The organism is Vibrio sp. HDW18, assembly GCF_011306175.1.
In the GTDB taxonomy this organism is placed as follows: domain Bacteria; phylum Pseudomonadota; class Gammaproteobacteria; order Enterobacterales; family Vibrionaceae; genus Vibrio; species Vibrio chanodichtyis.
In genome coordinates, this window is the sequence record NZ_CP049914.1 from 470,505 (window position 1) to 496,372 (window position 25,868).

The 25,868-nt window shown below is 49.0% G+C and carries 20 protein-coding genes, 2 pseudogenes and 1 riboswitch; of the genes and pseudogenes, 5 read left to right on the forward strand and 17 right to left on the reverse strand.

What is annotated here, in order from left to right; all coding sequences use genetic code 11:
• Positions 1-28: 28 nt before the first annotated feature.
• The 8 genes and pseudogenes from G7083_RS13880 to mscL all read right to left on the reverse strand — a co-directional run bounded on the left by G7083_RS13880 (position 29) and on the right by mscL (position 8,525).
• Positions 29-1,533 (reverse strand): annotated as a pseudogene (locus tag G7083_RS13880) (IS66 family transposase).
• An 89-nt stretch (positions 1,534-1,622) separates the two neighbouring features.
• Positions 1,623-1,922 (reverse strand): IS66 family insertion sequence element accessory protein TnpB, encoded by a 300-nt coding sequence (gene tnpB, locus G7083_RS13885; RefSeq protein WP_166013939.1) that lies wholly within the window; start codon positions 1,920-1,922, stop codon positions 1,623-1,625.
• Positions 1,923-1,963: 41 nt separating this feature from the next.
• Positions 1,964-2,272 carry an IS66 family insertion sequence element accessory protein TnpB gene (locus tag G7083_RS13890; RefSeq protein WP_166015410.1) on the reverse strand — a complete coding sequence of 103 codons (309 nt, stop codon included), beginning with the start codon at positions 2,270-2,272 and terminating at the stop codon, positions 1,964-1,966.
• A gap of 20 nt (positions 2,273-2,292) precedes the next feature.
• Positions 2,293-3,328 (reverse strand): IS630 family transposase gene (locus G7083_RS15225; RefSeq protein WP_240911888.1). Its coding sequence is split into 2 segments (ribosomal slippage): positions 2,293-2,868 and positions 2,870-3,328, totalling 1,035 coding nucleotides; the frame shifts between segments, so codons are not numbered across the junction.
• A 129-nt stretch (positions 3,329-3,457) separates the two neighbouring features.
• Positions 3,458-4,183, reverse strand: a complete 726-nt coding sequence (gene eutC, locus G7083_RS13905) for an ethanolamine ammonia-lyase subunit EutC (RefSeq protein WP_166015411.1) — start codon at positions 4,181-4,183, stop codon at positions 3,458-3,460.
• Positions 4,180-5,583: an ethanolamine ammonia-lyase subunit EutB gene (locus G7083_RS13910; protein WP_166015412.1), complete on the reverse strand. Its 1,404-nt coding sequence runs from the start codon at positions 5,581-5,583 to the stop codon at positions 4,180-4,182. The genes eutC and G7083_RS13910 overlap by 4 nt, the downstream gene beginning before the upstream one ends.
• A 432-nt stretch (positions 5,584-6,015) precedes the next feature.
• Positions 6,016-7,764 carry a formate--tetrahydrofolate ligase gene (locus G7083_RS13915; protein ID WP_166015413.1) on the reverse strand — a complete coding sequence of 583 codons (1,749 nt, stop codon included), beginning with the start codon at positions 7,762-7,764 and terminating at the stop codon, positions 6,016-6,018.
• A gap of 350 nt (positions 7,765-8,114) precedes the next feature.
• On the reverse strand, positions 8,115-8,525 hold the full coding sequence (gene mscL, locus G7083_RS13920; RefSeq protein WP_166015414.1) for a large-conductance mechanosensitive channel protein MscL: 411 nt from the start codon (positions 8,523-8,525) through the stop codon (positions 8,115-8,117).
• 270 nt (positions 8,526-8,795) lie between these two features.
• On the opposite strand from mscL, the gene yjjG reads away from it, so the two are divergent.
• Complete coding sequence (yjjG, locus tag G7083_RS13925) at positions 8,796-9,470, forward strand: pyrimidine 5'-nucleotidase (RefSeq protein WP_166015415.1); 675 nt, start codon at positions 8,796-8,798, stop codon at positions 9,468-9,470.
• An 82-nt stretch (positions 9,471-9,552) separates the two neighbouring features.
• Here yjjG and G7083_RS13930 read toward each other — a convergent pair whose 3' ends face one another.
• From G7083_RS13930 to phnW, 4 genes are all read right to left on the reverse strand, one after another.
• On the reverse strand, positions 9,553-12,177 hold the full coding sequence (locus tag G7083_RS13930) for a glycosyl hydrolase family 18 protein (protein ID WP_166015416.1): 2,625 nt from the start codon (positions 12,175-12,177) through the stop codon (positions 9,553-9,555).
• Positions 12,178-12,223: 46 nt separating this feature from the next.
• Positions 12,224-12,315: riboswitch (cyclic di-GMP riboswitch) on the reverse strand.
• A gap of 399 nt (positions 12,316-12,714) precedes the next feature.
• On the reverse strand, positions 12,715-13,536 hold the full coding sequence (phnX, locus tag G7083_RS13935; RefSeq protein ID WP_166015417.1) for a phosphonoacetaldehyde hydrolase: 822 nt from the start codon (positions 13,534-13,536) through the stop codon (positions 12,715-12,717).
• A 9-nt stretch (positions 13,537-13,545) separates the two neighbouring features.
• Positions 13,546-14,943, reverse strand: a complete 1,398-nt coding sequence (locus tag G7083_RS13940; RefSeq protein WP_166015418.1) for an aspartate aminotransferase family protein — start codon at positions 14,941-14,943, stop codon at positions 13,546-13,548.
• Between the two features lie 17 nt (positions 14,944-14,960).
• The gene (phnW, locus tag G7083_RS13945) at positions 14,961-16,064 is read right to left on the reverse strand and encodes a 2-aminoethylphosphonate--pyruvate transaminase (RefSeq protein ID WP_166015419.1); all 1,104 of its coding nucleotides are present in this window, start codon (positions 16,062-16,064) and stop codon (positions 14,961-14,963) included.
• 241 nt (positions 16,065-16,305) lie between these two features.
• Here phnW and G7083_RS13950 point away from each other — a divergent pair.
• From G7083_RS13950 to phnR, 4 genes and pseudogenes are all read left to right on the forward strand, one after another.
• Positions 16,306-17,315: pseudogene (locus G7083_RS13950) on the forward strand (putative 2-aminoethylphosphonate ABC transporter substrate-binding protein).
• 137 nt (positions 17,316-17,452) lie between these two features.
• Entirely contained in the window at positions 17,453-18,640 is a 1,188-nt protein-coding gene (locus tag G7083_RS13955) for a putative 2-aminoethylphosphonate ABC transporter ATP-binding protein (RefSeq protein ID WP_166015420.1), read from the forward strand.
• Positions 18,641-18,650: 10 nt separating this feature from the next.
• A complete protein-coding gene (locus G7083_RS13960) occupies positions 18,651-20,351 on the forward strand; it encodes a putative 2-aminoethylphosphonate ABC transporter permease subunit (RefSeq protein ID WP_166015421.1) in 1,701 nt (566 codons plus the stop codon).
• A 24-nt stretch (positions 20,352-20,375) separates the two neighbouring features.
• Positions 20,376-21,080: a phosphonate utilization transcriptional regulator PhnR gene (gene phnR, locus G7083_RS13965; protein WP_166015422.1), complete on the forward strand. Its 705-nt coding sequence runs from the start codon at positions 20,376-20,378 to the stop codon at positions 21,078-21,080.
• 47 nt (positions 21,081-21,127) lie between these two features.
• On the opposite strand, the gene pbpG is transcribed toward phnR, so the two are convergent.
• From pbpG to G7083_RS13990, 5 genes are all read right to left on the reverse strand, one after another.
• Positions 21,128-22,072, reverse strand: a complete 945-nt coding sequence (gene pbpG, locus G7083_RS13970; RefSeq protein WP_166015423.1) for a D-alanyl-D-alanine endopeptidase — start codon at positions 22,070-22,072, stop codon at positions 21,128-21,130.
• Between the two features lie 140 nt (positions 22,073-22,212).
• A complete protein-coding gene (locus tag G7083_RS13975) occupies positions 22,213-23,244 on the reverse strand; it encodes a substrate-binding domain-containing protein (RefSeq protein ID WP_166015424.1) in 1,032 nt (343 codons plus the stop codon).
• A gap of 6 nt (positions 23,245-23,250) precedes the next feature.
• Positions 23,251-23,877 carry a dual specificity protein phosphatase gene (locus G7083_RS13980; protein ID WP_166015425.1) on the reverse strand — a complete coding sequence of 209 codons (627 nt, stop codon included), beginning with the start codon at positions 23,875-23,877 and terminating at the stop codon, positions 23,251-23,253.
• Positions 23,867-24,691, reverse strand: a complete 825-nt coding sequence (locus G7083_RS13985; RefSeq protein WP_166015426.1) for an inositol monophosphatase — start codon at positions 24,689-24,691, stop codon at positions 23,867-23,869. Before G7083_RS13985 ends, G7083_RS13980 begins: the two co-directional genes overlap by 11 nt.
• A gap of 53 nt (positions 24,692-24,744) precedes the next feature.
• Positions 24,745-25,854, reverse strand: a complete 1,110-nt coding sequence (locus G7083_RS13990) for an ABC transporter substrate-binding protein (RefSeq protein ID WP_240911941.1) — start codon at positions 25,852-25,854, stop codon at positions 24,745-24,747.
• Positions 25,855-25,868: the final 14 nt, after the last annotated feature.

Consider the following 25,868-nt stretch of genomic DNA (forward strand, 5'->3'; position numbering starts at 1 on the left):
CTAGTTAACCAGTGAGACTGTATTCAGCCTAGCTGATTCCTACATTCCATGGCATAAGATCAGTTAAATCATCGCTTGGTGAACGCTTCGGTAACTCTCTGAACAGGTGCACGAAGTAGAAGTAGGGATTGATGTCGTTTGCACGGCAAGTCATGACCAGACTATAGAGGTTTGCACTGGCCTTTGCTCCGTCTACTGAAGTTGAGAACATCCAATTTTTGCGCCCCGTGGTAAACGGACGTACATCTCTCTCAGTCACGTTATTATCGATGCTGATATTACCGTCTTCAAGATACGTAAGAAGTTTTGGCCACTGGTTTATCGCATAGTTGATGGCGATCCCGAGCTTGCCTTTCGGTAGTTGTGTTTCCTTGACCCCGACCAACCATTTATGGAACTCATCGAGTATAGGCTTGGCTTTTTGTTGCCTTATCTGTCGCCGATTTTCTGGACTTAGTGCTCTAATCTCCCGTTCTATACCGTAAAGCTTACCGATATAGTTTAGCGCTTTTTCTACACGGCCAACTTTCTTGGTCGGTTGAGCTTTTTGTGCATCGGTAAACTTACGTCTTGCATGAGCCATGCAACCCGCTTGCGTGACATTTTTAAGAGTGTCATATGCAGGATACCCATCCGACAACAGATAACCAGAGTAATCACCAAGGAAGGTGTTGAGACAGTTTGCCCCGCGCCCTGGCTGATAATCATAGATAACCACTGGTAACTTATGGAACTCGCCACTGCGATAGACCCACATATAGGACTTGCTTTGCGCTGTTTTCCCTGGCTCTGACAGTACCTGTACCGTGGTTTCGTCTGCGCAGATTAAGCTTTCAGATAACAAGCGGGCTTTCATCTGGTCGATAATGACGTCAACTTTGTTCCCTAGCTGAACACACCAGTTGGCCAGCGTACCTCGGCTAATATCGATGTCGCCTCGCTTAAGAATATCAACCTGACGGTACAGCGGTAGCGCATCAACGTATTTGGCAGTAACGATGGCGGCGAAGGTTTCTGGACAACCGATACTTTTCGGGATCATGCTAGCGGGTTTGGGGGCTGTGACGATCTTGCTGCTGGTTTCGGTATGTTCACACTGACGGCAGGCATATTTGGTTCGTTCATGGCGGATCACACTGATTTTCTGAGGGATGATCTTCAGCTCTTCAGAGGTTTCTACCCCACATTTATGTAATTCGTGCCCACAACATTCGCAGTGTGAACCTGAACTTCTCGCTCCAGCTCTTCAGGTAGCGGTTTACGTCCTTTTTTATGATGAGCTGGCTCAGGTTTGTGCAGTGCATTTTGCTGCTCGGCTTCATTGAAGGTACCTTTAACCACCTTTTCACTCTGGGAAGAGAACCGTTTGGATTTACTGAGGTTGAGTTGCTCAAGCAGAAGTTCCACCCGTGTTTTAAGCTCAGCCATTTCTTCTTGCTGGGCCTGTAGTTGCTTGTCCTTCGCTTTGTTTTCTTCCTGAAGCGCTAACAGCATCGCTTTCAGTTGTTCTACGTCGTCAGGAAGGTGATTCATCAGTCAGGCTGCTCTTGGTCAGGATTATGCCGTTAGTCTGACAGGGTAAAAGGATCGTTCAAGCCCTTTATCACGATCATGGTATTGGCTCACACTTCAATGCCATATAAGGGCTGGTGAGCTTTTGGGTGTTCCAGATTAAGCCCAGAGAGTAACCATTGAAGTTGCTGTCTGGAGATAGCGATATGACCAGATGCATTGGGTTTAGGCCATTTAAAACGACCTTTCTCCAGTCGGCGGTAATAAAGCCAAAAACCATTAGTATCCCAGAACAAGATCTTAATTTTGTCTCGGCCGCGGTTGCAGAAGATAAACCAGGCTTCACTGAACGGATCCATTTCCAACACATCAGCCACAATCAATGACAAGCCATCAATAGACTTGCGCATGTCAGTTATGCCCGAGACCAGGTAAATACCCAAGTTCGGTGTTAACACGTCAGAGCCTGTAACCAGTTTTGGATTTGGTGTGCTGGCATGTTAGCGGGAAATTCAACGGTCATTCCTGTTGGTAGTGAAAGCATAACCGACTGGCGTTCCCCCATGCTTTTCGGGCTATCTTCTATCAGGACAGGATGCACCACTTGTTGCTGTTCGCCCCCGTAAAGCTTTTTGCGCCAGTAGTAAAAGGTATTTACCGTCAGTTGGTTTGCCTTGCAAAACGCGACAATGGATAACTCAGTTTGGCTCTGTTGCTCAATGATTTCTGCCCAAAACTGAGTTTTGTTCGATTGGTTCATAGTGATACCAATCTGGAAAATTAACTGGTCAGCTCTGTCCACCTTCTCGAACACATCTGTCTGACTCTGGCCGAGCATTCCAAAAAACTATTCCAAGCCCGACATACTTTGGAGACAATGTCTTCGTAATCCGTAAAAGACTGGTTGGCTAGATAGTGTTGTCTTAACCAACTCCATACTTGTTCTATTGGATTCAACTCAGGGGAATAGGGCGGGAGTTTGATGACACTGAGGTTCTGAAATTCATTGGCAATATCTTCTGTGTGCCAGCTTGCACCATCCATAATGACCACTGCGTGACGACCTTTTTCGGTCACCGCGGAGATCTGCCTAAGATGCTCAACCATAAGGTCCTTGTTAACCCAAGGAACGACCATCGCCTCGCCAATGCCTCTAGCGGGACAGACAGAACCAAACAGATACGCATATTCAAATTGTTGTTGCTTCACGGCTCTGGGACGTGTTCCTTTTTCTGCCCATAACCGTGTGGTGGTGTTTTGTTGCCCAAATCTGGCTTCATCCTGAAACCAGACATCAACCCGTTCTAAAGCGATATGTCCTGGGATCTTCAGGATCGTTTCAATTTTAAATTTTTTTAAAATCGTCTTGGATTTGCTGGGATTGACGAGGATGTTTGGAGCGAGAAGTTACCCAAGAGAACCCCATGTGCTCGAGCAGGTAATAGATAGAATCAGGGTGGTAGTGCTGGCCAAATTCTTTCACGATATAAGCGTGGATGTCGGCCCCAGTGAGTCGTCCGCCTAGTGTATCATTGGCTTTATCTTTGATGTATTGGCTCAATTGCTCTCTTTGCTTGGATGTTAAGAATGGTGGTCGTCCCGTTCTTGGTTTTTCCTTGAGGCCTTCTAATCCTTCCTCAAGAAAAGTGTGAACCCACCGATTAACACTGGTTCGGCTGACCTTAAGAAACTTGGCGATTTGGGTGCGAGAGTGCCCATCTTTGAAATGGTCGAGGGCCAGCAGTCTCATTTTCATCTGAATAGATTTCTGCTGGCTTGCGAGCTTTTTAAAGTCGATATTATCGAGGCTGTCCATAGTGAATAAGTTCTATCGTTGAATGCCCTCAATTAGATCATATTTTTTCTTTGATTGGTATGACTCCTTGGTTGCGAAATCACTATGCCTAGAATGCTGAGTTATTGGTAGGTGGGTTTAAATAGGCGCTTACAAACATTTCATCGCCGCCGCTTGATAAGGCAGGCCTTGAGGACGAACATTGGAGATGCAGTTACGTAATGAATCTTCGGTGCCGCGTAGCGGATGCCAAGTCAAATACAGCCCTAAACTGTCCGGTGAACTTAAGCCCGGACGCTCACCAATCAATACCAAGACTTCACGAGCATTTATCGCTTCACCTACATCATCACCGACGGCAACTCGGCCCTGATGCACAATGCTCAATGGCGCGATATCCCACTCATGTTGTTGATCTAGGTTAAGTTGCATGATTAATGCGTCAATAAAGGGTGCAGCATGATGACTAATGGCATAAGACGAGAGGCCATCTGCGATGACGATCGCCAAGTCATAAGGCGCCAGTGTGGCATCACTGTGTGTTTTTAACTGCTCAATCGATGATTGGCAGAGCTGGCGGCCTAGATCAGGTCGCTGTAGATAAGTGAGTCGATCATTGGCCTGACTATGCAATGAAAATGCAGGAAGATAAGGGCTCAGCGCTGTTTTTTCTGCCAGTTGTGCAAGCAACTGTTGCTCATCCAACGGTACATGTACCGCATCTATCGCCTGGGCATGAGAAAGCTGAAAGCGCAGCAATTCTTCGGTTGGAATACTGGTACCAACGCGGCCGATCCCAATCCGCGCTTGAGTAAACTGGCGCAGTTTGTGCCACGGATCTTGGTGAATGAGCGCCGAAATAGGGATCACACTCATACGGCCTCCTGGATCAATCGTAACGGTTGGCTAAAGTGAGGTGATAATTGGTCAGCAAGTTGCTTGTCGGCATCCTGACTGACGATCTGCATTTTTTCTAGCCAAGCTTCAAATTCCGGAGCGGGTCGAGAACCTAGTACTCGTCGTGCATAAAGTGCATCATGAAATGAGGTGGTCTGGTAGTTGAGCATGATGTCGTCAGAACCTGGAATGCCCATAATAAAAGAACACTCAGCGACACCGAGTAGAGTCAACAGGTTATCCATGTCATTTTGGTCAGCATAAGCGTGATTGGTATAGCAGATGTCACAGCCCATCGGCAGTCCGAGTAATTTGCCACAGAAATGATCCTCAAGCCCAGCACGAGTAATTTGTTTGCCATCAAACAGGTATTCAGGGCCAATAAAACCGACCACGGTATTGACTAATAGTGGTTTGAATTTACGAGCTAACGCATAGGCGCGGACTTCACAAGTTTGTTGATCAACATGGTGATGACCGTTGGCCGAGAGCGCGCTGCCTTGGCCGGTTTCAAAATACATCACATTGTTACCGACTGTGCCTCGTTTAAGGCTCAGCGCTGCATCATAGGCTTCCGCAATCACATTCAAGTTGATCCCAAACCCTTGGTTAGTGGCTTCAGTACCACCAATCGATTGGAATACCAGATCGACCGGAGCGCCTTTTTCGATCGCCTCTATTGTGTTAGTGACATGAGTTAGTACGCACGATTGGGTCGGGATTTCGTAGTACTGAATCACGTCATCCATTAATTTCATAAGTTTTATTGCCTGACTTACGCTGTCGGTCGCAGGGTTGATCCCAATCACCGCATCGCCGTTGCCATACATCAAACCATCAAAAATCGATGCCGCAATCCCACTCATATCATCGGTTGGGTGATTCGGTTGCAGGCGTGTCGATAAGCGTCCCGGTAAGCCGATGGTATTGCGAAATGCAGTGGTGACTTGACACTTTTTCGCTACGAGGATCAAATCCTGATTGCGCATGATTTTGCTGACCGCAGCGGCCATTTCCGGCGTGATACCGGCGCAAACCCTTGTCAGTTCGATATGTGTGGTGGTCTCTTGTAAAAGCCAGTTACGAAAGTCGCCGACAGTGAGGTGGGCAATTTCCAGAAATGCACTGGTGTTATGTTCATCAATAATTAAGCGGGTAATTTCATCTTGTTCATAAGGGATCAACGCTTCATTCAGGAAGGTTTTCAGCGGCAGTTCAGCAAGTAGCATTTGTGCGATCACTCGCTCTTCCGCCGATGTTGCCGCGACACCTGCAAGTTGATCGCCAGAACGCAGTGGCGATGCTTTTGCCATCACTTCTTTTAGGCTAGCAAACTGATAAATCTGACTGCCTAACTGGTATCGGTAGCGTGAACTCATGATGCCTCTCTACAGTATTATTCTTGGTTCAGTTGTACTTAGGTCTGAACATTGCAAATTTGGATTACGGGATCGACCTAAAGCATTTATTTGCGAAAACTGTTCCATATCAATGACGTAAATAGGTAAAAAAAATAAACCAGTAAAAACAATTGGATATATGGGGCATTGCTGAATGTAGGAGCTAGCGGGACAAATGAATTTGTCTCAGTTGCTTTATGAGGGGAAATTAAGCGCACCAATCAGGTGCAAACAATACAATTTTGATGTCAACCCGCAAGCACAACGCTTGACGGCTTGGGAGCAAAAATATGATCAGCATAGTGCAGGGTAATAGGCGTTATTTGATATCTCCTCTTTCAAGCGGCCATGCCCTATAAGGGCATGGCATATACACAGCTTGGCTGTGAATAATAGATGTGCTGGTGGATTTCAACTTAAACCGACAATATTGCCATTCTGATCGAGATCCAGCGCCATAAAGGCGGGCTTTTCTGGCAATCCGGGCATGGTCATGACATTGCCACACAATGCGTAGATAAATTCTGCCCCTGCGCATAAGCGCAGTTCACGGATCGGCACAATAAAATCGCGAGGTGCACCTTTGATCTGTGGATCAGTTGAGATAGATAGTGGAGTTTTGGCTAAGCAGACGGCAAGCTCACCAAATCCTTGTGCTTGCAGTTGCACCAATTGCTGCGCGGCCTTCTCGCTAAGAGCAATATTGGCCGCACCATAGCCTTTAATGGCCACAGCTTTGAGTTTTTCATCCAATGGCATCGCGGCATCATACAACGGAGTAAATGACATTGCTGTTTGGCACTGTTCAACCACTTTTTCGGCTAGCAATCGAGTACCTTCGCCGCCGAGAGCAAATCCTTCGGAAATCGCCACTGAGACATGATTGGGTAGCGCGGCAATCCATTGTTCTAACTGTTGCAACTCTTGCGCGCAATCTTGTGGGAAGCGGTTGATGGCCACCACAGCTGGAACTCCATATTGACTGACGTTATCAATATGCCATTTAAGGTTGGCAAAGCCGGCCTGTAATGCCGCGCTATCTGGGCGGAATAGTGAATCTGGCAGCGCTTGACCGGGACGTAAATCGTACAGGCCAGAGTTGGCTTTCAGCCCGCGCAGGGTAGCGACAATCACTGCGCAATCTGGATGTTTACCTGAAGCTTTCGCCTTAATATTACAAGCTTTTTCAAAGCCCATATCTGAGCCAAAACCACCTTCGGTGACGGTATAATCCGCCAAGCGAGTGGCGATTTCATCAGCAATAATCGATGAGTTGCCATGGGCAATATTGGCAAACGGGCCGGCGTGGATCAGGGTTGGTATCCCTTCTAAAGTTTGCATCAAAGTCGGTTCAATCGCTTCTTTCATGCTGACGGCCATCGCGCCTGCCACTTGTAAATCTTCTGTGGTGACAGGTTGATTATCGAGATCATAAGCCAGTACCACGTTGCCGATCCGACGGCGCAAATCGCGCAGATCGGAGGCAAGAGCCAGAATCGCCATTAATTCTGATGCGGCAGAAATATCAAAACCATCTTCACGCTCAAATCCGTTAATGGTTTTGCCGGTTTCGTTACGTCCGACAGTGACCATGCGTAGAGCTCGATCGTTATGATCCATCACTCGTTTCCACACCACCCGTTGTGGGTCGATACGCAGCGCTTGCATGCCAGTGCGCTGCTCAAAATCTTGATAACCGAGGCGCTGCTCGTGGTAAATTCGTGCATCAAGTGCGGCGGCGGCCAGGTTGTGCGCCGCCGTTACCGCATGAATATCGCCGGTTAAATGTAAATTGAGCTCTTCCATTGGGGCAACCTGCGAATAACCACCGCCCGCCGCGCCGCCTTTGACGCCAAAAATAGGGCCCATCGACGGCTGGCGAATACAGGTCATCACCGAATGATTAAGCTTCGCTAGCCCTTGGGCCAAGCCAATCGTGGTGACGGTTTTGCCTTCACCCAGTGGGGTAGGGGTAATTGCGGTGACCAAAATCAGTTTGCCTTGCGGTTGGTTGGCTAATCGTTGTAGGCAGCGCAGTGATACTTTGGCTTTATATCGACCGTGGCTTTGGTATTCTTCGGCCAATAAACCGGCTTGGTTGGCGATGCTATCGATTGGTGCTAGTTGTGTTGCGCGGCAAATTTCAATATCTGGCAGCATAAAACCCTCATCGGAAGTGGTTATTGTGGTGAGGCAAACGTTTGCGCGCAGATCATAACGATAAAATATGGCTTGTAAAGGGGATTGTGCAGCCAAATCTGCGTGTGAGAGGGATTGTAAAGGATTGCTGATTTTGATCAATTGCAGCACGTGTTTTTAGCGCATTTTTAAGATGTTAGGTAAGGCGCGTGGTTAGTACGCGGCAAGATCAGACTGATATTTAATGAGCAATAAAAATAGCGTTGACGATCAACGTCCACGCTATTTTTGCAAGTCGGCGAGTGGGATAAATTAAGCAAGCCGCAGAAATAATCGAATTTGTTGCTGGTCCTACCGGTGAAAAATCGAGTTTATTTATCTTGCTGCGCTTTTAGCAGATCTCGGATTTCTGACAGCAATTGCTGATCCGGGGTCGGCGCTGGCTCGGCTTTCGGTGCCTCTTCTTCCTTACGTTTCAAACTATTGACCGCTTTTAAACCCATAAAAATCGCAAAGGCAATGATGGTAAAATCGACCACGGTTTGAATAAATTTACCGTAGCCGATGACGACTGCAGGCGCATCGCCTTGGGCTGCGAGCAATACCAAGCTAAGGTCACCAAAATTCACCCCACCCAACAAGATTCCAATTGGCGGCATAATAATATCGGCCACAAACGATGAGACGATTTTGCCAAATGCAGCACCGATGATGATACCCACCGCCATATCGATCACATTGCCACGCGATGCAAACGCTTTGAACTCTTTAAGTAAGCTCATTAGGTTTCCCTCCAAACTTGAATTAAATATTAATGTTATGCTGCAACGCGAGCAGGAAAACCGAGTGGTTTTGTGCTGCCTGTTACCTGATCAAGCTTAGAAGTGCTTAATGATTCTCGCCATTCGTTGATGGTATTTTTTTGTAACTCAATCATTAGGCTAGAGTGCGGCGGTGATCCAATCTGCGGTTACTTATCTGATAACATTGCCTACCCATGTTCATTAAACACAAAAACCACTACACTGGCGGTGAATAGTTGGGAGACCCTTATGCACTACGATTGGATTTTATTTGACGCTGACGACACCTTGTTTGATTTTGATGCGCTTAAAGGGATGCAACTGATGTTTGCTCGTAAAGGTGTGGAGTTTACTGAGCAAGATTTTCAACAATACCAATCGGTCAATCAGCCGTTGTGGGTCGAGTACCAAAACGGCGAGATCTCCGCCGCCCAGCTTAAAGATACCCGTTTTGCCAGTTGGGCCGCTAAGCTAGAGACAACTACTGCGGAACTTAACCGCGCATTTTTACAAGCGATGGCCGATATTTGCACTTTACTGCCCGGTGCGATGGAACTGATGCAAGCGCTGCAGGGGAAAGCCCGCTTGGGCATTATCACCAACGGCTTTACTGAGCTACAAGCGGTGCGCTTAAGCAAAACCGGTATGAGTCATTTTTTTGAGCACATTGTGATTTCTGAGCAAGTTGGGGTCGCCAAACCTGATGCCGGAATTTTTGCTCATGCTTTGCATCAAATGGGCAATCCGGATAAAAAGCGTGTTTTGATGGTAGGGGATAATCCGCATTCAGATATTTTAGGCGGTTTGAATTTTGGTATTGAGACTTGCTGGTTGAATGTACATCAGCAGCCTAAACCGGAAGGGATTGTGCCGCATTATGAAGTCGCTTCGCTTGATGAGCTGAGAAAGATTTTGTTGGCTTAATCTGATCTGGTTGAGGTTGATGATCAGTAGTTAAGCTAATGGTTATAAAAAAGGAGCGCATGATTGCGCTCCTGATAGCCAATTAGTTACACGATGCTTGGCCAACATTGACCCAAACATCGGCAGAACCTGGTTCATCACCTTTGGTCCACCATTTTGCTTGCCAACGAGATCCGTTATGGTTGGTTTGGTCGGTGCCGTTATAAGCAATCCCTGCCGACCATGGTAACTCAACGTTAGACACTAGTTGCCATGCTTCATTGCTTGCTGAAGGTTCAGAGCCTTGTACCCACCATTTGGCGGTGTAAACTAAACCATTGTGACTAATTGTTTCGTTGGTATACACAGTCGATGCATTCCATGCAGGATAGTTGCCCGCATTAGGATCGGTCGCGGCGCATTGATCGCCACCGGTTCCGGTATCCTCGATATTTTTCACCTGCACTTGAGTGGCCGCCGTGGCTGAGGCTTCACCATCATTTACGCTCACTTCAATCGTGAATTGTGTATCGGCATCGACCTCTGGAGCGTTTAGGGTGACTGAACTTGAATGGCCACCGTCGATTAGTACAAACTCGTTTGGAATACGCCATGCGTAAGCGAGAGTGTCGCCATCAGCATCATGGGCATTCGCCGTAAGAGTAAACTGCGCTTGCTCATTGACATAAGTGATGGGAGATAGCGTCACGGTTGGCGCTTGATTACTTGCTACCGCTTGGTTGCTGATCACCACACTGTCAGTTGATGATGCACCTTGTGGATCGCTGACGGTAAGGGTGAAGGTGTAGCTCACCAGTGTCTCAGTGGCTGGCACATCAATACTGGCTTGCGCTTTATCCTGATTAACCAGTGTGATCGGGCTACCTGCAGTCTGCGTCCATTGATAGGTCAAGGCTTCGCCTTCCGGATCGCTAGATTGTGAGCCATCCAAGGTCACCGCAATGGGGCCTGTAACGGTTTTATCTGCGCCGGCACGAGCAATTGGGGCACGGTTTTCTGGTTCCGTTGAGCCATCACCATGGCCTAAACCTTCATGCATAGCATTGAGTAAATCACCATTATCCGCATCCATCTCCCAGTGGAAGATACCACCCATGCCTTGCTGCATAACATATTGAGCTTTGGCTTTGATTGAGCGCGGATCATCGTAGGTGATCAAATCACCGGTTGAGGATTTAAACAGGTACGGAGCTTCAGCCGCTTGATCATAACCGTATTCAAAGCCTTGGCTTGCGCCGTGGTTATTGACGATGTCACGGTAATCAACGACGCCATTTTCCCAAGTGCCTTTGATGGGGCCTGTCGCGGTTCCGGTAAAGGGATTACCATTGGTGTAGTTGTGTACCCCTGTCCAGCCACGGCCGTAAGCGGCAGCACCGATCACCAGTTTTTCCGCTGGCACGCCTTGTTCAAGCAATAGCTCAGCACCGCGTGATGCAAAATATCTAGACGCTGATTCGACGGTATTGACACTCGATTGGTGTAGCCCAGTTTGGTGGTTTAATACGCTATTGTCCCAAGCACCATAGAAGTCGTAAGACATCATATAGATGTTATCGAGGTATTGAGCGGCTTTAGCGTAATCGACCACGGCGATCTTATCGTAACCGACGTTGATGGCTGAAGTGAGCTCATAGTAGCGGCCATTTTTGCTGCCCAGTTCATCGAGCATAGCGCGCAGCTCTTTAAGAATCGTCACATACAGCTCACCATCGCGCTCTTTATCGCCAAGATTTGGGTTAGCACCACCGCCGCCTGGGAATTCGAAGTCGATATCGACCCCATCGAAAAACTTCCATGTTTCGAGATATTCACGGACCGACGCTACGAAAGTGTGCCGCTTCGCATCATCGTGCATCAGGAAGAACGGATCAGACAGCGTCCAGCCGCCAATCGATGGCAGAATTTTTAGATCGGGATTAGCTTTTTTTGCGGCCATCATTTGCCCAAAGTTACCTTTATAAGGGGCAGACCAGCCTTCTACGCCAAGTTGCGGTTTTTGAATTGCCGCCCATGGATCGTGAATGGCGACTTTAAAATCGTCACGCCCGGCACAGGCATTTTGCAGGGCTTGGAAAGATCCATCGATGGTTTTGAGTGAATCGTTAATGCCATCACCGCCACAGATTGGCACAAAACCGTAAAGAATGCGGTTTAGGTTAGCGGTCGGTACTTTATCCATTGGGTAATTGCGGCCATACACACCCCACTCAACAAAGTAGGTGCCGACAATTTTGCCCGATTGATTTTGATAAGGTTGGTTATTTTCGGTCCAAATGGTTGGCATCGCTTCTAAGTGGCTGCCATCGGTATCGGCAATGGTCAGCAATTTGCTGTCTGAGCGGCTGGTGCCATCTTGGTTTTCAAGCTCAATCGCCATGTTATAGCGACCGCCTTTACTCATTTTAAATACCGCGCGGTTGGCTGAGGCTGCGCCTTGCCAAACCACTTGATCGTCAAGCAACACTCGCGCGGTTTGCGCCGCATCGCCAGACCAGACATCCCAAGTCACTTCAATCTCGATCTCATCATGCACCGCTTTGATGAGTTTTTGATACGCGACTTGTGATTGATCAATCTCAACGAGGGCGTAAGTGTAATCACCCCAGCCAATGGTTGGTTTACCAGGGGCCGCCGCGAGCGCAGCTGTGCTGGTGAGCGCGGTTAAAATAGACAGGGAGAGTATAGATTGTTTAAGCATAAACATAACCTTGATGATTAACCCATAAGATCATCAAAACAACCATTGGTTGATTTGCAACCCCGCTACCATAGAGTGCAATAAGCACTCGACAGGCCGGAAGCTTTGCGTCTCATCTTTTCAGATGATTTGCCAAATGGATATGATTGATAAACAAACCATAAACCAGCACGGACCAATGTGGCGGCTGTTTTATGCATTTAAAACGAATCGCTATGCTTGACTGTCTTCGACAAACCACAGCAAAACTCGAACGCGATTATCGCTGTTAGCCAGCGTTCGATACAATTATTTGACGGTGATTCTCATTCAAAAAAAAGGATAATTTTGATGAAATTTTCGTAAAATCATCAGGATATTGAATCAATGCGGCCAAGATCGACTTTTTCAGTGTGGCATGTGTCATCGGTGATCACTGTGGTAGGGTTTTGTGCTGAAAGCTTGCCATGCGGCTGCCCCCAATCCCATGGCGTCGATGCTCATGGGGGCAGCGCGGTTTTGTTCAGCAAAGTGCTTTGGGCTGGGTTATCTTGGTAAGGACACTTAGGTCAATGATGGCGGCTCTTTGCTTAGTAATCGGCGTTCAATATCGCTTAGCACGGCGGGTAAATCGGCAATCGTGTCGATCAAATAATGCGGTTTTGCCTGTTGCAGCTTGGCTTTTGCGCGCGCGCGCGCGGCCTCTAGCATGTTGGCATCCGCATGTTGATACTCTTCAAGGGTTAATCCCGCTTCGTTGCCAGACAGCAGTAAGCCCACCGTCCACATCCCCGCATTATGGCCTTCCTCGATACCGGGCAGCGCATCATCGACTTTTACGCAAGCGCGCACATCGGTTACGCCAAGTTCAAGTACATTTTTGAGGGCCATAAAAGGAGCGGGGCGACCACCTTGTGCTAAATCATCGGTGGCCACCACATAGTCGGGACGATAACCGTGATCGGCAGCGGCGGGGATCAACACCTCCATCACTTGGCGCGGATAGCCAGTACAAGATCCGATTTTGATCCCACGCGAGCGAATGTGCTCAACCACTTCCAGTGCATGGGGAATGGGCGCGGCGTGATCGGCGACTTTGGCGATTTGCAGCGGCATAAAGGCGGCATAAATCGCATCGATATCGCTGGCATCCATGGCACGACCGAATTGATGTTGCCAACGTTCGGCAACGCTCGGTAGTTTGCCAACCGCTTCAATGTGCTGCCATTTACCGAGTCCCATCGGCTCGCGTGCTTCTGCAAGACTGATCTCAAAATTAAAGCCTTGCTTGAAGGCTTCCACAAAAATCGAGGTGGGGGCAAAGGATCCAAAATCAACAATGGTGCCAGCCCAATCAAAAATAACCGCTTGAATCGGAGAGTGCATAGTATTTCCTTAATGTGAATAACCCATTTGCTGGCTTACGGCGAGCAAAGCGGAGTGCAAAATATCCAGAGCTTTATCCAGCTCTTGACGGGTGATAATTAAAGGTGGACTGAGCTGCAGAACGTTGCCTTGCGAAACTTTAAAACTGAGCCCATGGGCTAAGCAGTGGTAGAGCACCGCTTCGGCTGCATCGTGAGCGCGCTGTTTGGTATCGCGATCGGTCACCAGTTCAATGCCCCACAGCAAACCGATGCCACGCACATCACCAATTAATGAAAATTGTTGCTGCATTTGACTGAGATGCTCGCGCAGATAAACGTTATCGGCCTGAACTTTGGCGAGCAAGTTTTGCTGCTCAATCACTTCAATGGTGGCTAAGGCGGCAGCGCAGCCAAGTGGGCTTTTTTCATGGGTGTAGTGTCCCAAAGACACTTGCGCGGCGGTGTTGTATTTTTCTTTGGTGAGTAGTGCGGCGATAGGGATCAGCCCTGCACCTAAGCCTTTACCAATACACAAAATATCCGGTTCAATACCCAAGGCTTGGTGGGTAAACCATTCACCACTGCGTCCCATGCCGTTAGGAATATCGTCAATGATCAGTAATACGTTGTGCTTATCACAGATTTCACGAATTCGCTGCCAATAGGCACGGCTTGGCACTTGCACATCGGTATTGCGCACGGCTTCGGCAATAAAGGCGCCAATGCCGCCTTCTTTTTCGATCACGTATTCCAAATAATCGGCGTAGTGCACATCGCAGCCGTCTTCTCGGGGAAATGCACCACGATAAGTGATGGCGGGTGGAATACGCTCCACGCCGGCCATTAATGGTCCCATGCCTTGGCGAAAACACGCTTCGCCACCGACCGAGATAGCATCGAGTGACGCACCGTGAAAAGAGTCCCACAGACTGACCACTTTAAAGTTGCCGGTGACATGACGGGCTAATTTAAGCGCCATGCCAATCACTGAGGTACCACCGGGAGCAAATAACACCCGATTGAGCTCTGTACCGGCAATTTCGGTGAGTTTTTCTGCGCAGCGGATGGCGGTTGCATGGGTAAAACGGCGCGGGGCGAAGGGTAAGGTTTGCATCTGTTCGGTGATTTTTTCGATCACTTGCGGATGACCATGGCCAAGCTGATGCACATTGTTGCCATGAAAATCCAGATAGGTTTGACCCGCAACATCATACAAATAGCACCCTTCAGCCCCCGCTAATGCATCCAAACAAGGGGTCGACATGGCTTGATGGAGAAACACCTTAGCGTCACGTTGTAACAAATCATGGGTTGCTGGGTCATCAATCTGCGCCAACCAAGCTTGCCGTGCCGCAGTGGTATTAATATCTCCCTCGCTGCGCCAATGGGTCGGATTCTTGGTGGTTGGATTAGTGCATAGTTTCATCGCTGATCCCTAATTGCTTACGCGTGATCCCAGTACATCGCTTGCTGCATGGCGGCCAGTAAGCGCTCAATATCATGCGGGTAGACTTCGCCAATATTGCCAATCCGAAAACAATCGGCATTACTGACTTTACCCGGATAAATCACAAAGCCTTGCTGTTTTAAGCGCTGATAAAACTCAGCAAACTGATAAGCAGAGTGCGTTGGTGAGTAGAAAGAGGTAATGATTGGTGAATGTAGCTTTTCAGCCAGCAGCGGGGTAAAACCAAGCTGACGCATACCGCTGACTAACGTGCGCTGATTCGTCTGATAACGCTGGTAACGAGCGGCAATGCCGCCTTCCGTTTCTAACTCTAACAAGGCTTGATAGAAGGCGCGCACGGTGTGAGTGGGGGAGGTAAAACGCCATTTACCCTGATTGTGCTCCATGCACTGCCATTGATCGTACAGATCGAGGGTGAGCGAGCGAGCGCGGCCTTGGCACTGTTCAAGTTCGCTGCGTTTGGCTATCACAAAGCCAAAGCCCGGCACACCTTGAATGCACTTGTTGGCCGAGCTGATCATAAAATCGATGTCCATTTCGCCAAGATCGATTGGGATGCCACCAAAGCTCGACATCGCATCCAAGATCACCCGTTTGCCATGCTGTTTGGCGAGTTTAGCCACCTCGGCAATTGGGTTAAGCATGCCGGTGGTGGTTTCGCAGTGCACCATCGCCACGTGAGTGATGGCCGGATCATGGCTCAGCACATCGGCTATCTCATCAAGATTTGGCTGCGCGGTTTCTCCGGGAGCAATAACACGACATGCGATATTCAGGTACTGTGCGATTTGCGCAATACGTGCGCCATAAGCGCCGTTATCGATCACCAGCAGCTTATCTGTCGGCAACATCACGCTGCCTATCGTGGCTTCGACCGAAGCGGTGCCACTGCCTTGCATTAGCACAGAGGTGTAACCGGGCTGAGAGGTGGCAAGAGCGATCAGCTTGCGGCGGATCACTTCAACAATCTCTAAGTTGTAATCATCATCCCAAGTACACCAGTCTTTGAGCATGGCTTCTCGCACCGTTTCTGAGGTAGAAAGAGGGCCAGGTGTGAGCAGAAGATACGCGTTTTTCATACAAGATTCCATTTTGGACTATACCAATAAATTTGCTCTATCTAACAACGAGAATGATCGGCGGTAAACCCTGTGCCGTGCGATTTCATAAAAGTTTCATAACTGGGAATCGATGGCTTAGTCGGCAGTGAAGGTCAAAAAGCTTAGTAAAACTGCCAATTTTTGTTCATTGAAACGTCATATAGGCTGGTTAGGGTAGATAGTAATTCTGGTGCATACCAAGCTGACTCAATCGGAGATGATGATGAACAAACGTTTCGTGAAAGGAACTCTGACCGCGATCGCGACTCTTGTCACCGCCCAAGTTTTTGCGGCGCAACAAGTCACGGTTTATACCGCGTTTGAAACCGATCTACTGGCCAAATACAAAAGCGTATTTGAACAACAAAACCCTGATATTGAGATTAAATGGGTGCGCGATTCGACCGGGATCATGACCGCAAAATTGCTAGCGGAAAAAACCAATCCACGCGCGGATGTCGTGTGGGGACTGGCTGGATCGTCGATGGCACTGCTCAAAGATCAAGCGGTACTGAAACCTTATACTCCCAAAGGTGCAGACCAGTTGCGGGCAAGCCTTAATGATCCACAAGCTCCGCAAGCTTGGTACGGTAACGATGCTTTTTTCAACGCGTTGTGCTTTAACGAAATTGTCGCCAAGCAGCTTAATTTGCCTAAACCACAAACGTGGGAAGATTTGACCAATCCAATTTACAAAGGTCATATCGCGATGCCAAACCCTGCCTCTTCCGGTACGGGTTACATGCAAGTTTCCGCCTGGCTGCAAAACATGGGCGAAGAGAAAGCGTGGGATTACATGCAACGCCTTGATCAAAACATGGCCCATTACACCCATTCTGGCTCAAAACCTTGTGTGCAAGCCGGGATGGGGAAGTGGTGATTGGTCTGTCAATGGCCACCCGCGGCGCGAAACTGAAAACCCAAGGTGCACCCTTGGATGTGATTGTACCAAACGGCATTGGCTGGGAATCGGAAGCGGTCGGTCTGGTTAAAGAGAGCGAGGCGGCAAAACGAGTGGTGGATTGGTCGGTCTCGAAAGCCGCCAATCAGCTGTATATTGAAAGTTATCCTATTGTTGGCCATCAGCACGTTAGCCAGCAAGTGCCGAATTATCCGAATGTTGAACAAGTGATGGCCAAGCTGGACTTCACGCAAATGGGGGTCGATCGTGCTCGAGTGCTGCAAACGTGGTCTGAAAAGTTTGATGCCAAGTCGGAACCCAAATCTTAACGTGTTGAATATAGGAGGCGAAAGCCTCCTTTTTGATTGCTCTGTCATCAGATGGTCATACATCAGCGATAAAACTGTCACCGCATTGCAATAAAGCCTTGCTAAGTTTGGACTATACCAAGCTAGGAGTGACTTTTATGACCATGCACAAGCCTAATTCACAGCAGCACAATCATCCTCAAGACAATCGCCCTAAAGCGATCAGCCGAAGTTACCTTGATATTTGTCATGTAGTTAAACAATTTGGCTCATTTACCGCGCTCAATGACATCAGTTTGTCGATTGAAAAGGGCGAGTTTGTCTGTTTTCTCGGCCCGTCTGGTTGCGGAAAAACCACTTTGCTGCGCGCGATTGCGGGGTTAGATCTCCCCACCTCTGGTACCATCCACCAAAATCAGCAAGCGATCACTTTTTTACCGCCTGAGCAGCGTGATTTTGGCATCGTTTTTCAATCTTATGCCCTGTTTCCTAATCTCACGGTCGAGGAAAATATCGCCATGGGTTTACGTAATCAAGGCATGTCAGTGCGTGATGCACTCGAGAAAGTGGAGCAGTGGCTGGAGATGATAGGGCTTGCCACATCGGCGCAAAAATACCCAAGCCAGCTTTCTGGCGGTCAACAGCAACGGGTGGCTTTAGCGCGTGCTTTGGCACTATCGCCTGGGTTATTACTGCTTGATGAACCGCTTTCCGCTCTCGATGCTAAAGTCAGAACCCATTTGCGTGAAGAAATTTGCCAACTGCAGCGTAAGCTCGGTATTACCACCATCATGGTGACTCATGATCAAGAAGAAGCGTTAACCATGGCGGATCGAATCGTGGTGATGAACCACGGGGTGATTGAGCAAGTTGGCACGCCACAACAAATTTATCAACAACCGGCCAGCCGCTTTGTGGCGGAATTTGTCGGCACCATGAATTTCATTCCTGCGTCAATGGCAACTGCGCATCAAGTGCGGATTGCTGAATCTTTGATCACCTTACCGAAAATTGAGAACGGAACACCTACGCAAGGCGAGCTGTTTGATTTGGCGGTGCGTCCTGAAAATCTTGAACTGGTGACGCGTTATAGCGATGCGATTCCTGTGGTGATCCGACATATCGAGTTTCTTGGTGCGTTTTATCGCATTGAATGTTTATTGCAAGAGGAACGATTGGCTCCGCCAGTCTATGTCGATTTACCGATTAACCAAATGCAAGCGCTGAATTTAAAAACCGGTGATGTGCGTTATTTAGCGCTGCGTGAAGGGCAGCTGCGCGCGTACCCTCGTCATGTCATCTCAACAACGCCAGCCGTTATGGCTGCTTGCGCTTATGCGGCCTAAGGAGATGATGATGTACAATTTTGATCGCCCACTTGCGGTGCGCCTATCACCGAGTTTGAGCCGTGATAGCCTGATTTTAGCGGCTAGCTTGTTGATCCTGTTAGCGCTGATGCTGGTGTTTATTGCCGCGCCGCTGGCCGCCATGTTGATGAAAAGTGTGCAAAATGGGCAGGGTGAATTTGTCGGACTGAGTTACTTCGCCCACTATTTTTCCTCCGCAGCACTGTGGCAATCCTTGCGCAACACTCTCGTGCTCGGTATGAGTGTTACCGCAATAGTTGGTCTTCTCGCGTTTGGCTATGCTTACGCATTAACTCGCTCTTGTATGCCCGCTAAAGCTCTGTTTAGAGTGTTAGGCAGCGCGCCGATCCTCGCGCCTTCACTACTGCCAGCGATAAGCCTGATTTTTCTATTTGGCAATCAAGGCATGCTCAAGAGTTGGCTCGGCGGCGAGTCGATTTATGGCGGTTTAGGCATTGCGCTTGGCTTGATTTTTTGGACCTTTCCACATGCGTTGATGATCCTGACCACCTCGCTTGGCACCTCGGATGCTCGCTTATATGAAGCGGCGCGGGCGCTAAAAATCTCGCCAATCAAAACATTTTTCATTGTCACGCTGCCCGCCGCCAAATATGGCTTGATCAGTGCGTTGATCGTGGTCTTTACTTTAGTGGTGTGCGATTTTGGCGTACCGAAAGTGATTGGTGGCAGCTATAACGTGCTGGCAACAGACATTTTCAAGCAAGTGGTGGGCCAGCAGAATTTCGCGATGGGCGCGGTGACCAGTATTGTACTCTTGTTGCCCGCGGTGTTTGCATTTGCGGTCGATCGCTGGGTGCAGAAAAAACAGCAAAGCCTGTTTGATACCCGTTCAGTCGCTTACCAACCTGCGCCACATCGGCTACGTGATGGCTTATGCCTGCTCTATTGTGTGCTGATTTGCGTGGCGATTGGTGTGCTATTAGCCACGGCGGTATATGGCTCACTGGTGACGTTTTGGCCGTGGAATACCGCGCTGACACTCCAACATTACCAATTTGCCCAAACCAGCGCCTACGGCTGGAGCCCGTATTTCAACTCACTCACTTTAGCCACTTTAACCGCACTGTGTGGGACGCTGATCATTTTTCTCGGCGCGTACTGTATTGAAAAAGGGCGAGTATTCGCGCCGCTTCGTCAGGCGATGCAGATGCTGAGTATGGTTTCGATGGCCGTACCTGGCTTAGTGCTCGGTTTAGGTTACATCTTCTTTTTCAATCATGCGGCAAATCCGCTCAATGGCTTGTACGGTGGAATGCTGCTCCTGGTGATCAATACCGTGGTGCATTACTACACGGTCGGGCATATGACGGCGCTCACGGCGCTGAAACAACTGCCACCGGAGCTGGAAGCCACAGCTGCCTCGATTAAGCTGCCGCAATATCGTTTACTGTGGCGTGTCACGCTGCCTGTTTGCTTACCTGCGGTATTAGATATTGCTAGCTACCTGTTTATTAATGCATTAACCACCACTTCTGCGGTAGTATTCCTCTACTCAACCGATACCGTTCCGGCTTCGGTTGCGGTACTCAATATGGATGATGCCGGTCAAACCGGATCCGCCGCGGCCATGGCGGTGATGATTATGCTGACCGCGGGTGTGGCAAAATTGCTGCATGTCGGATTAGAGATGAGATTGTTTGCTCGCCTGCAAGCTTGGCGCAAGGGTTAGTCGCAAGAGGCAATAGGATCGCAAGTGCAATACGTAAAAATTAAAGATGCTATCGTTGAGCAGATTGATGCGGGGATGTTGATGCCGCGTCAAAAACTGCCCGCGGAGCGCAAGTTAGCCGAATCATTTGCTACCACGCGAGTTACTCTGCGTGAGGCGTTGTCTCTGCTTGAAGCCGAAGGGAAGATTTATCGTGAAGATCGCCGCGGGTGGTTTATCTCGCCTGCGCCGCTGCACTATGATCCGACCCAAACCCTGAATTTTACCAATATGGCTCTAACGCAACATCGCCAGCCAAAAACGGAGCTGATTGGCGCCAAAGCGGTGATCGCCAATAAACAGGCAACTCGTCTTTTAAAACTCAAACCGTTTTCCGATGTGTATCGGGTCGATCGTGTGCGTTATTTGGATAACCGCCCTGTGGTGTATGTGACCAATTATATTCGCCCCGAGCTATTTCCTAATTTGCTGGATTTTGATCTGTCACAATCGCTGACTGATCTGTATCGCGAGCATTACGCCACTCAATACCAAACGATCCACTATCGGATTTCCACCAGCTCATTATTGGGTGAGATGGCGCAAGCTTTGCGTGCAACCTCTGGTACGCCAGCGATGGTGGTTGAACGAGTCAATTACAACCAGCAAGGCGAGCTGATCGATTGTGATATTGAATATTGGCGTCATGATGCGATCACCATTGAATCGATCGCCGAATTAAAGCGCTGACGTGGCGCATCGCCACTGAGTGCGATGCGCCCGTTTATCTGCGGTGTTTATTCGCTAGCGACATTCGCCAGTACTTGATTACGCTGCTTTTTATATTGTTTCGCCTGTGCTGGGAGTGGCGTAACTTTACCGGTTTCCAGCCAATTGCGTAGGCGATTGGCATCGCCGACGGGAGAGAGCTTTCCTTGGGTATCGAGCACCACAAACGCCACTTGGCGTTGATCCATTTCGGTGCGCATCACCAAACAATGCCCTGCGGCATTGGTAAAGCCGGTTTTGGTGAGATGAATATTCCAGCGATCATTAAACACCAAGCGATTGGTATTGCGAAAATCGAGCGTGTATCTGGGCTTAGCAAAGGTAACGGTTTTCTTTTCGGTCGTGCTCAACATACCAAGTTGCGGGTATTGTTTACTGGCTTTGAGCAGTAATACCAAATCATGCGCGGTGGAGACATTTTTTTCCGACAGCCCAGTAGGCTCAACAAAGTGGGTATGCTGCATACCCAAAGCTTGCGCCTTGGCATTCATTGCTTTAATAAACGCTTTGTAGCCGCCGGGGTAGTGATGGGCGAGGCTGGCGGCGGCGCGATTTTCCGACGACATCAAAGTGAGCAGCAGCAGCTCTTGCCGGCCAAGTTCGCTGCCAATTCGCACCCGAGAATAGACCCCTTTCATCTCCTTGGCTTCTTTAATCGTGACTGGTAATTTGGCCTTCATTGGGAGCTTGGCATCTAAGGTGACCATGGCGGTCATCAGCTTAGTCACTGAGGCGATAGGCTTGACCGCATTGGGGTTGCTGGCATACAGCACTTCGTTAGTTTTCAGATCAACCACCAGTGCGCTATGGGCGGAGAGCTCCTGTTTCGGCACGGTTTTCGGCGGGGCAGATTTGACGGCAGATTTGCCACTGCTGGGATCGGCCCCATAGCTGGGACTGCTCAGTATCAAACATCCATATAACATCAAAATAAGGCGCGAGAGGGTCATCATGTTAAGCTCACTGAACCGTTAATGGGGTTAAATCTCCGTTATTTAACCCGTTTACGACTAAGTATAGAGCCCAGACACCGAACCGTAGTTCGTTCGCTAAAATAAATTGAGTTATACCCAAACAACTTGGCGCTGCAGCTTCAAGTAGGAAGGGTATAGTGATTGGGGGGCGAAAGCCTAACCGATTGTCGCCAGATCAATGGGGCAGAGAATAATAAATTGAGCTTGGTTTCTGGCGCTTCCAAGCGTTGAATAATCGCATCGGTCATCTCTTCCAGTGGCTGACCAAAGGTGGTGAGTTGATAGCTCAACCACCCCGCTTGCTCAATATTATCAAAACCAATCACACACAGATCCTCTGGGATCGAGAGTTTAAACTCCTGCCTTGCGGCATCCATAAAGCCGCAAGCGATCAAATCGGTGACGCAAAACACTCCATCTGGCCGATGTCTTGAGGCGAGGATCTGGCGCGCGGTTTCAATGCCAGTTTGATAACAGGTTGGCCCTGAGCGATAAATGCTACAGGCAATGTTTTCCTGCTGCGCTGCAGTTAAAAACAACTGCTCACGTTTTACCATACTGGGCGATTGGATGGTTGATGACACCACCGCGAGCCGCTGACAGCCTGCTTGTTTCAGGCGATATAAGGCATCGTACATAGTGCTGGTGTAATCCAGCGCAATATGGTCGACACCGTCAAACTGACCAGCACGATTGACCAAAATGACATGCTGTCCACTGTTGACACAGGTTTCAACCAGCGAGGTTTGCGGAGTGCCAGAGAGGACAATGGTGGCGGAGGCGCGATAATTCAGCGTTTGACGCAGCGCGGCATCGACCACCTCGGCGGAACCAGAGGTGTTGATCACCATCACTGCACGGCCTGCCAATTGCAGTTTTTGCGTTAACGCATCCATTAATTTGGCTTGAAACGGAGCATTTAAGTTTGAGCCAAGCAGACAGACTGGGCGGCTACGCTCATTGGATAACCCACGCGCAAGGTGATTGACGTGATAATTGAGGGTATGAGCGGCGGCTAACACCCGCTGGCGGGTTTCATCAGAAACACTGGCTCCTGCGGTAAAGGTTCTCGATACCGCTGAACGTGATACGCCCGCTAAGCGGGCGACCTCGGCGGCACTGGCCACCATTTTTTTGTTCGGTTTACTCATAAATCCTTATTTATCGATGTCGTGTCCAAAGCCTGCCGCGCGCAATAGTTTTTCCATTTCGATTGCTTGCTGTGCTAGTTCAATTAACATCGGCTTTGGCGTTTCAAACCATTCATCTGGGTGTAATTGGCGTTTATCGCGAATGTGCTGAATGGCTGAGTCTAGCGTGGGAAATTTCTCTGGCCACTCTAAATGTAGAAATACTGCTACTATGGTCACAGAGCGGCTTCTACCGCCACGACAATTGACCAAAATATTGCCTTTTTGGCGCACCTTGTAGGACGGTTTCACTGGGATCTGCTGACTGAGACTAGATCGCATCAGATGGTATCCGGCAAGCACCATCGCTTGTGGATTACCCGCGCCATCAATCAATCCGATTTTGTAGTAGCGGATCGGGGCTGCGCCAAAAGCTTGCAAACCTGCGCTATGCTGCTCATCCAATTCGGTGACCAGATCAATATCTAAATTGACCGCACAGTTGATCACGGTGCTAATGTTGTGCTGTTGCAGCAGCTGCGCATCACTGGCACCGGTTGAGCCACCAATGTAAATATCCACGCCCCAATGGGGAATGTTGCTGGCGATTAAGCTAATCGGTGGGCGAGGGTAGTGAGGGAGATTATTGGCCATGTTGGTTCTCTCGGTGGTGAGCTGGTTTAAGGGGGATGTGTGTCGCTTGTGACAGTGTCGTGGCGATGGATGGCGCGGCCGCGAGGATCGCGCCACCTTGGATAATATCCGCAGGGCTGTTTGGGAATTGACCAATGCGTCCGCCTGACTCTTCAACCAGCAGTAAACCGGCGAGGCAATCCCATGCGTTCATATGCAGTTCGGCATAACCGTCGGTGCGCCCTTCGGCGACCCAAGCTAGCGCTAATGCGCCAGAGCCACTGCGCCGAATATTGGCACCACTGGCTAATAGCGCGGTATAAGTATCAAGGTAGCGCTGTTGCGTCACGCGATTCGACCAGCCAAGCTCTAATGAAGTGGCCTGTAATGGCGTGTTGGCGACGTGGATTGGTCGGCCATTTTTCTCGGCGTAACCGTTTTTACGGGTTAAATACAGCTCCTGTGTGACCGGATTATAAATGCCACCGAGCAGAGTGATGCCCTGTTCGACGAAGGCTATCACCACACAGAAATGGCCAATCCCGCGCGCAAAATTTGCGGTGCCATCAATCGGATCGATGATCCACAGCCGTGCATGACCATCATCGCCACCGGACTCTTCACCTAAAATGCCATCTTCTGGAAAGTGGGTTTGCAATTGCTGACGGATATATTGCTCAACCAGCAGATCCGACTCGGTCAAAAAATCTTGCGCACTTTTGAGAGAATAACAGTTGGGATCGCGGGAGTTAAAATGGCTAAGTGCCAGTTCACCGGCTTGGAGTAACAGATGTTTGAGCGTGATTTCTCGCGCTTGTAAGTCAAATTCGTTCAAAAAAGTTGTCCTATCCAGCTGCGTAGCATCGGCTACGCAGCAAATAAAAAAAGTTAGCGTTGGTAGTTAAGGCTCCAAAGATCCATCCAATCCTGACGCATTTCCCAGTCTGATTTCGCGGTTGCGGTTTTGTACTGCATCAGTTGGTCGCGATATTGCTCGATGCCGGAGACATCTTCGCTTGGCAGACTGACTTTGAGATTGGAGGACATTTTGCCATCCACACCTTGGGCTTTGATCCCTTCCGCCGTCAGCAGGTAATGGATAAACAGCTTAGAGGCATTTGGACTGTTGGTTTGCGTGGTGATCACCCCTGGCGTTGGGTATAAGCTGCCAATAAAAGGTTGCATACCACTACAGATGCCAAGCTTCATGCCATTTTGATTATCACGAAATTTTGCGGTACTGATCAGGCCGACAAAACTGCTTTTGGCATCTGGCGCACCGATCGCTTGTGCTGCATCACCATCGGATTTGGTGAGCAATGGACCATTGTTGGCTAAACGTTTGACAAACTCTGCGGTGGCCGAGGCTTGATCGGTGGTTAGCGGCTCACCATAGCGGTCTTGGTAAGCTTGGGCCATTTGAGCATCGTAGTGGGTGGCCAATTGGTTAAAGGTGTCCGAATAGAGCGGTTTGATGAGCGGATCTTGCATGGCAATTTTATTGCGCCATTGTGGCTCGGTTAATTGCCAAATATTGCTGATCGGGCAGGTGGTATATTCAGCGGTATTATAAGCCCAGATATTGGGCGAAAGGACCACACTGAGCGGCTCGCGATATTCTGGATCAATATCTTGCTGCATATCCGCCGGAACCCAACTTTGTACATAGCCTTTATCCAGCAGTTGTACTTGGGTGGCGGGCGCGTCTTCAATCAAGGCAACATCCGCTTTGACATTGTTAGCTTGTGCTTCACGGCTGATGATTTCAATGATTTGTGGTGATTTCGCTTTGATACCGAGCGCTTTGACACCGTATTTGGCGGTAAAATCTTTCGCCTGCTGGACAATTTTGCCAGTCGGAGCATAGACGGTAATCGTCTCTTCTTGCTGCGCAGCGGCAATCATCGCTGGTAAATCCAACGCTTCCGTTGCATGGGCATTGAAAGAAAGGCTTGCCGTTACCACAGTGAGCGCAAGCAAATTGTATTTCATTTCCATATCATTTCCTTTAT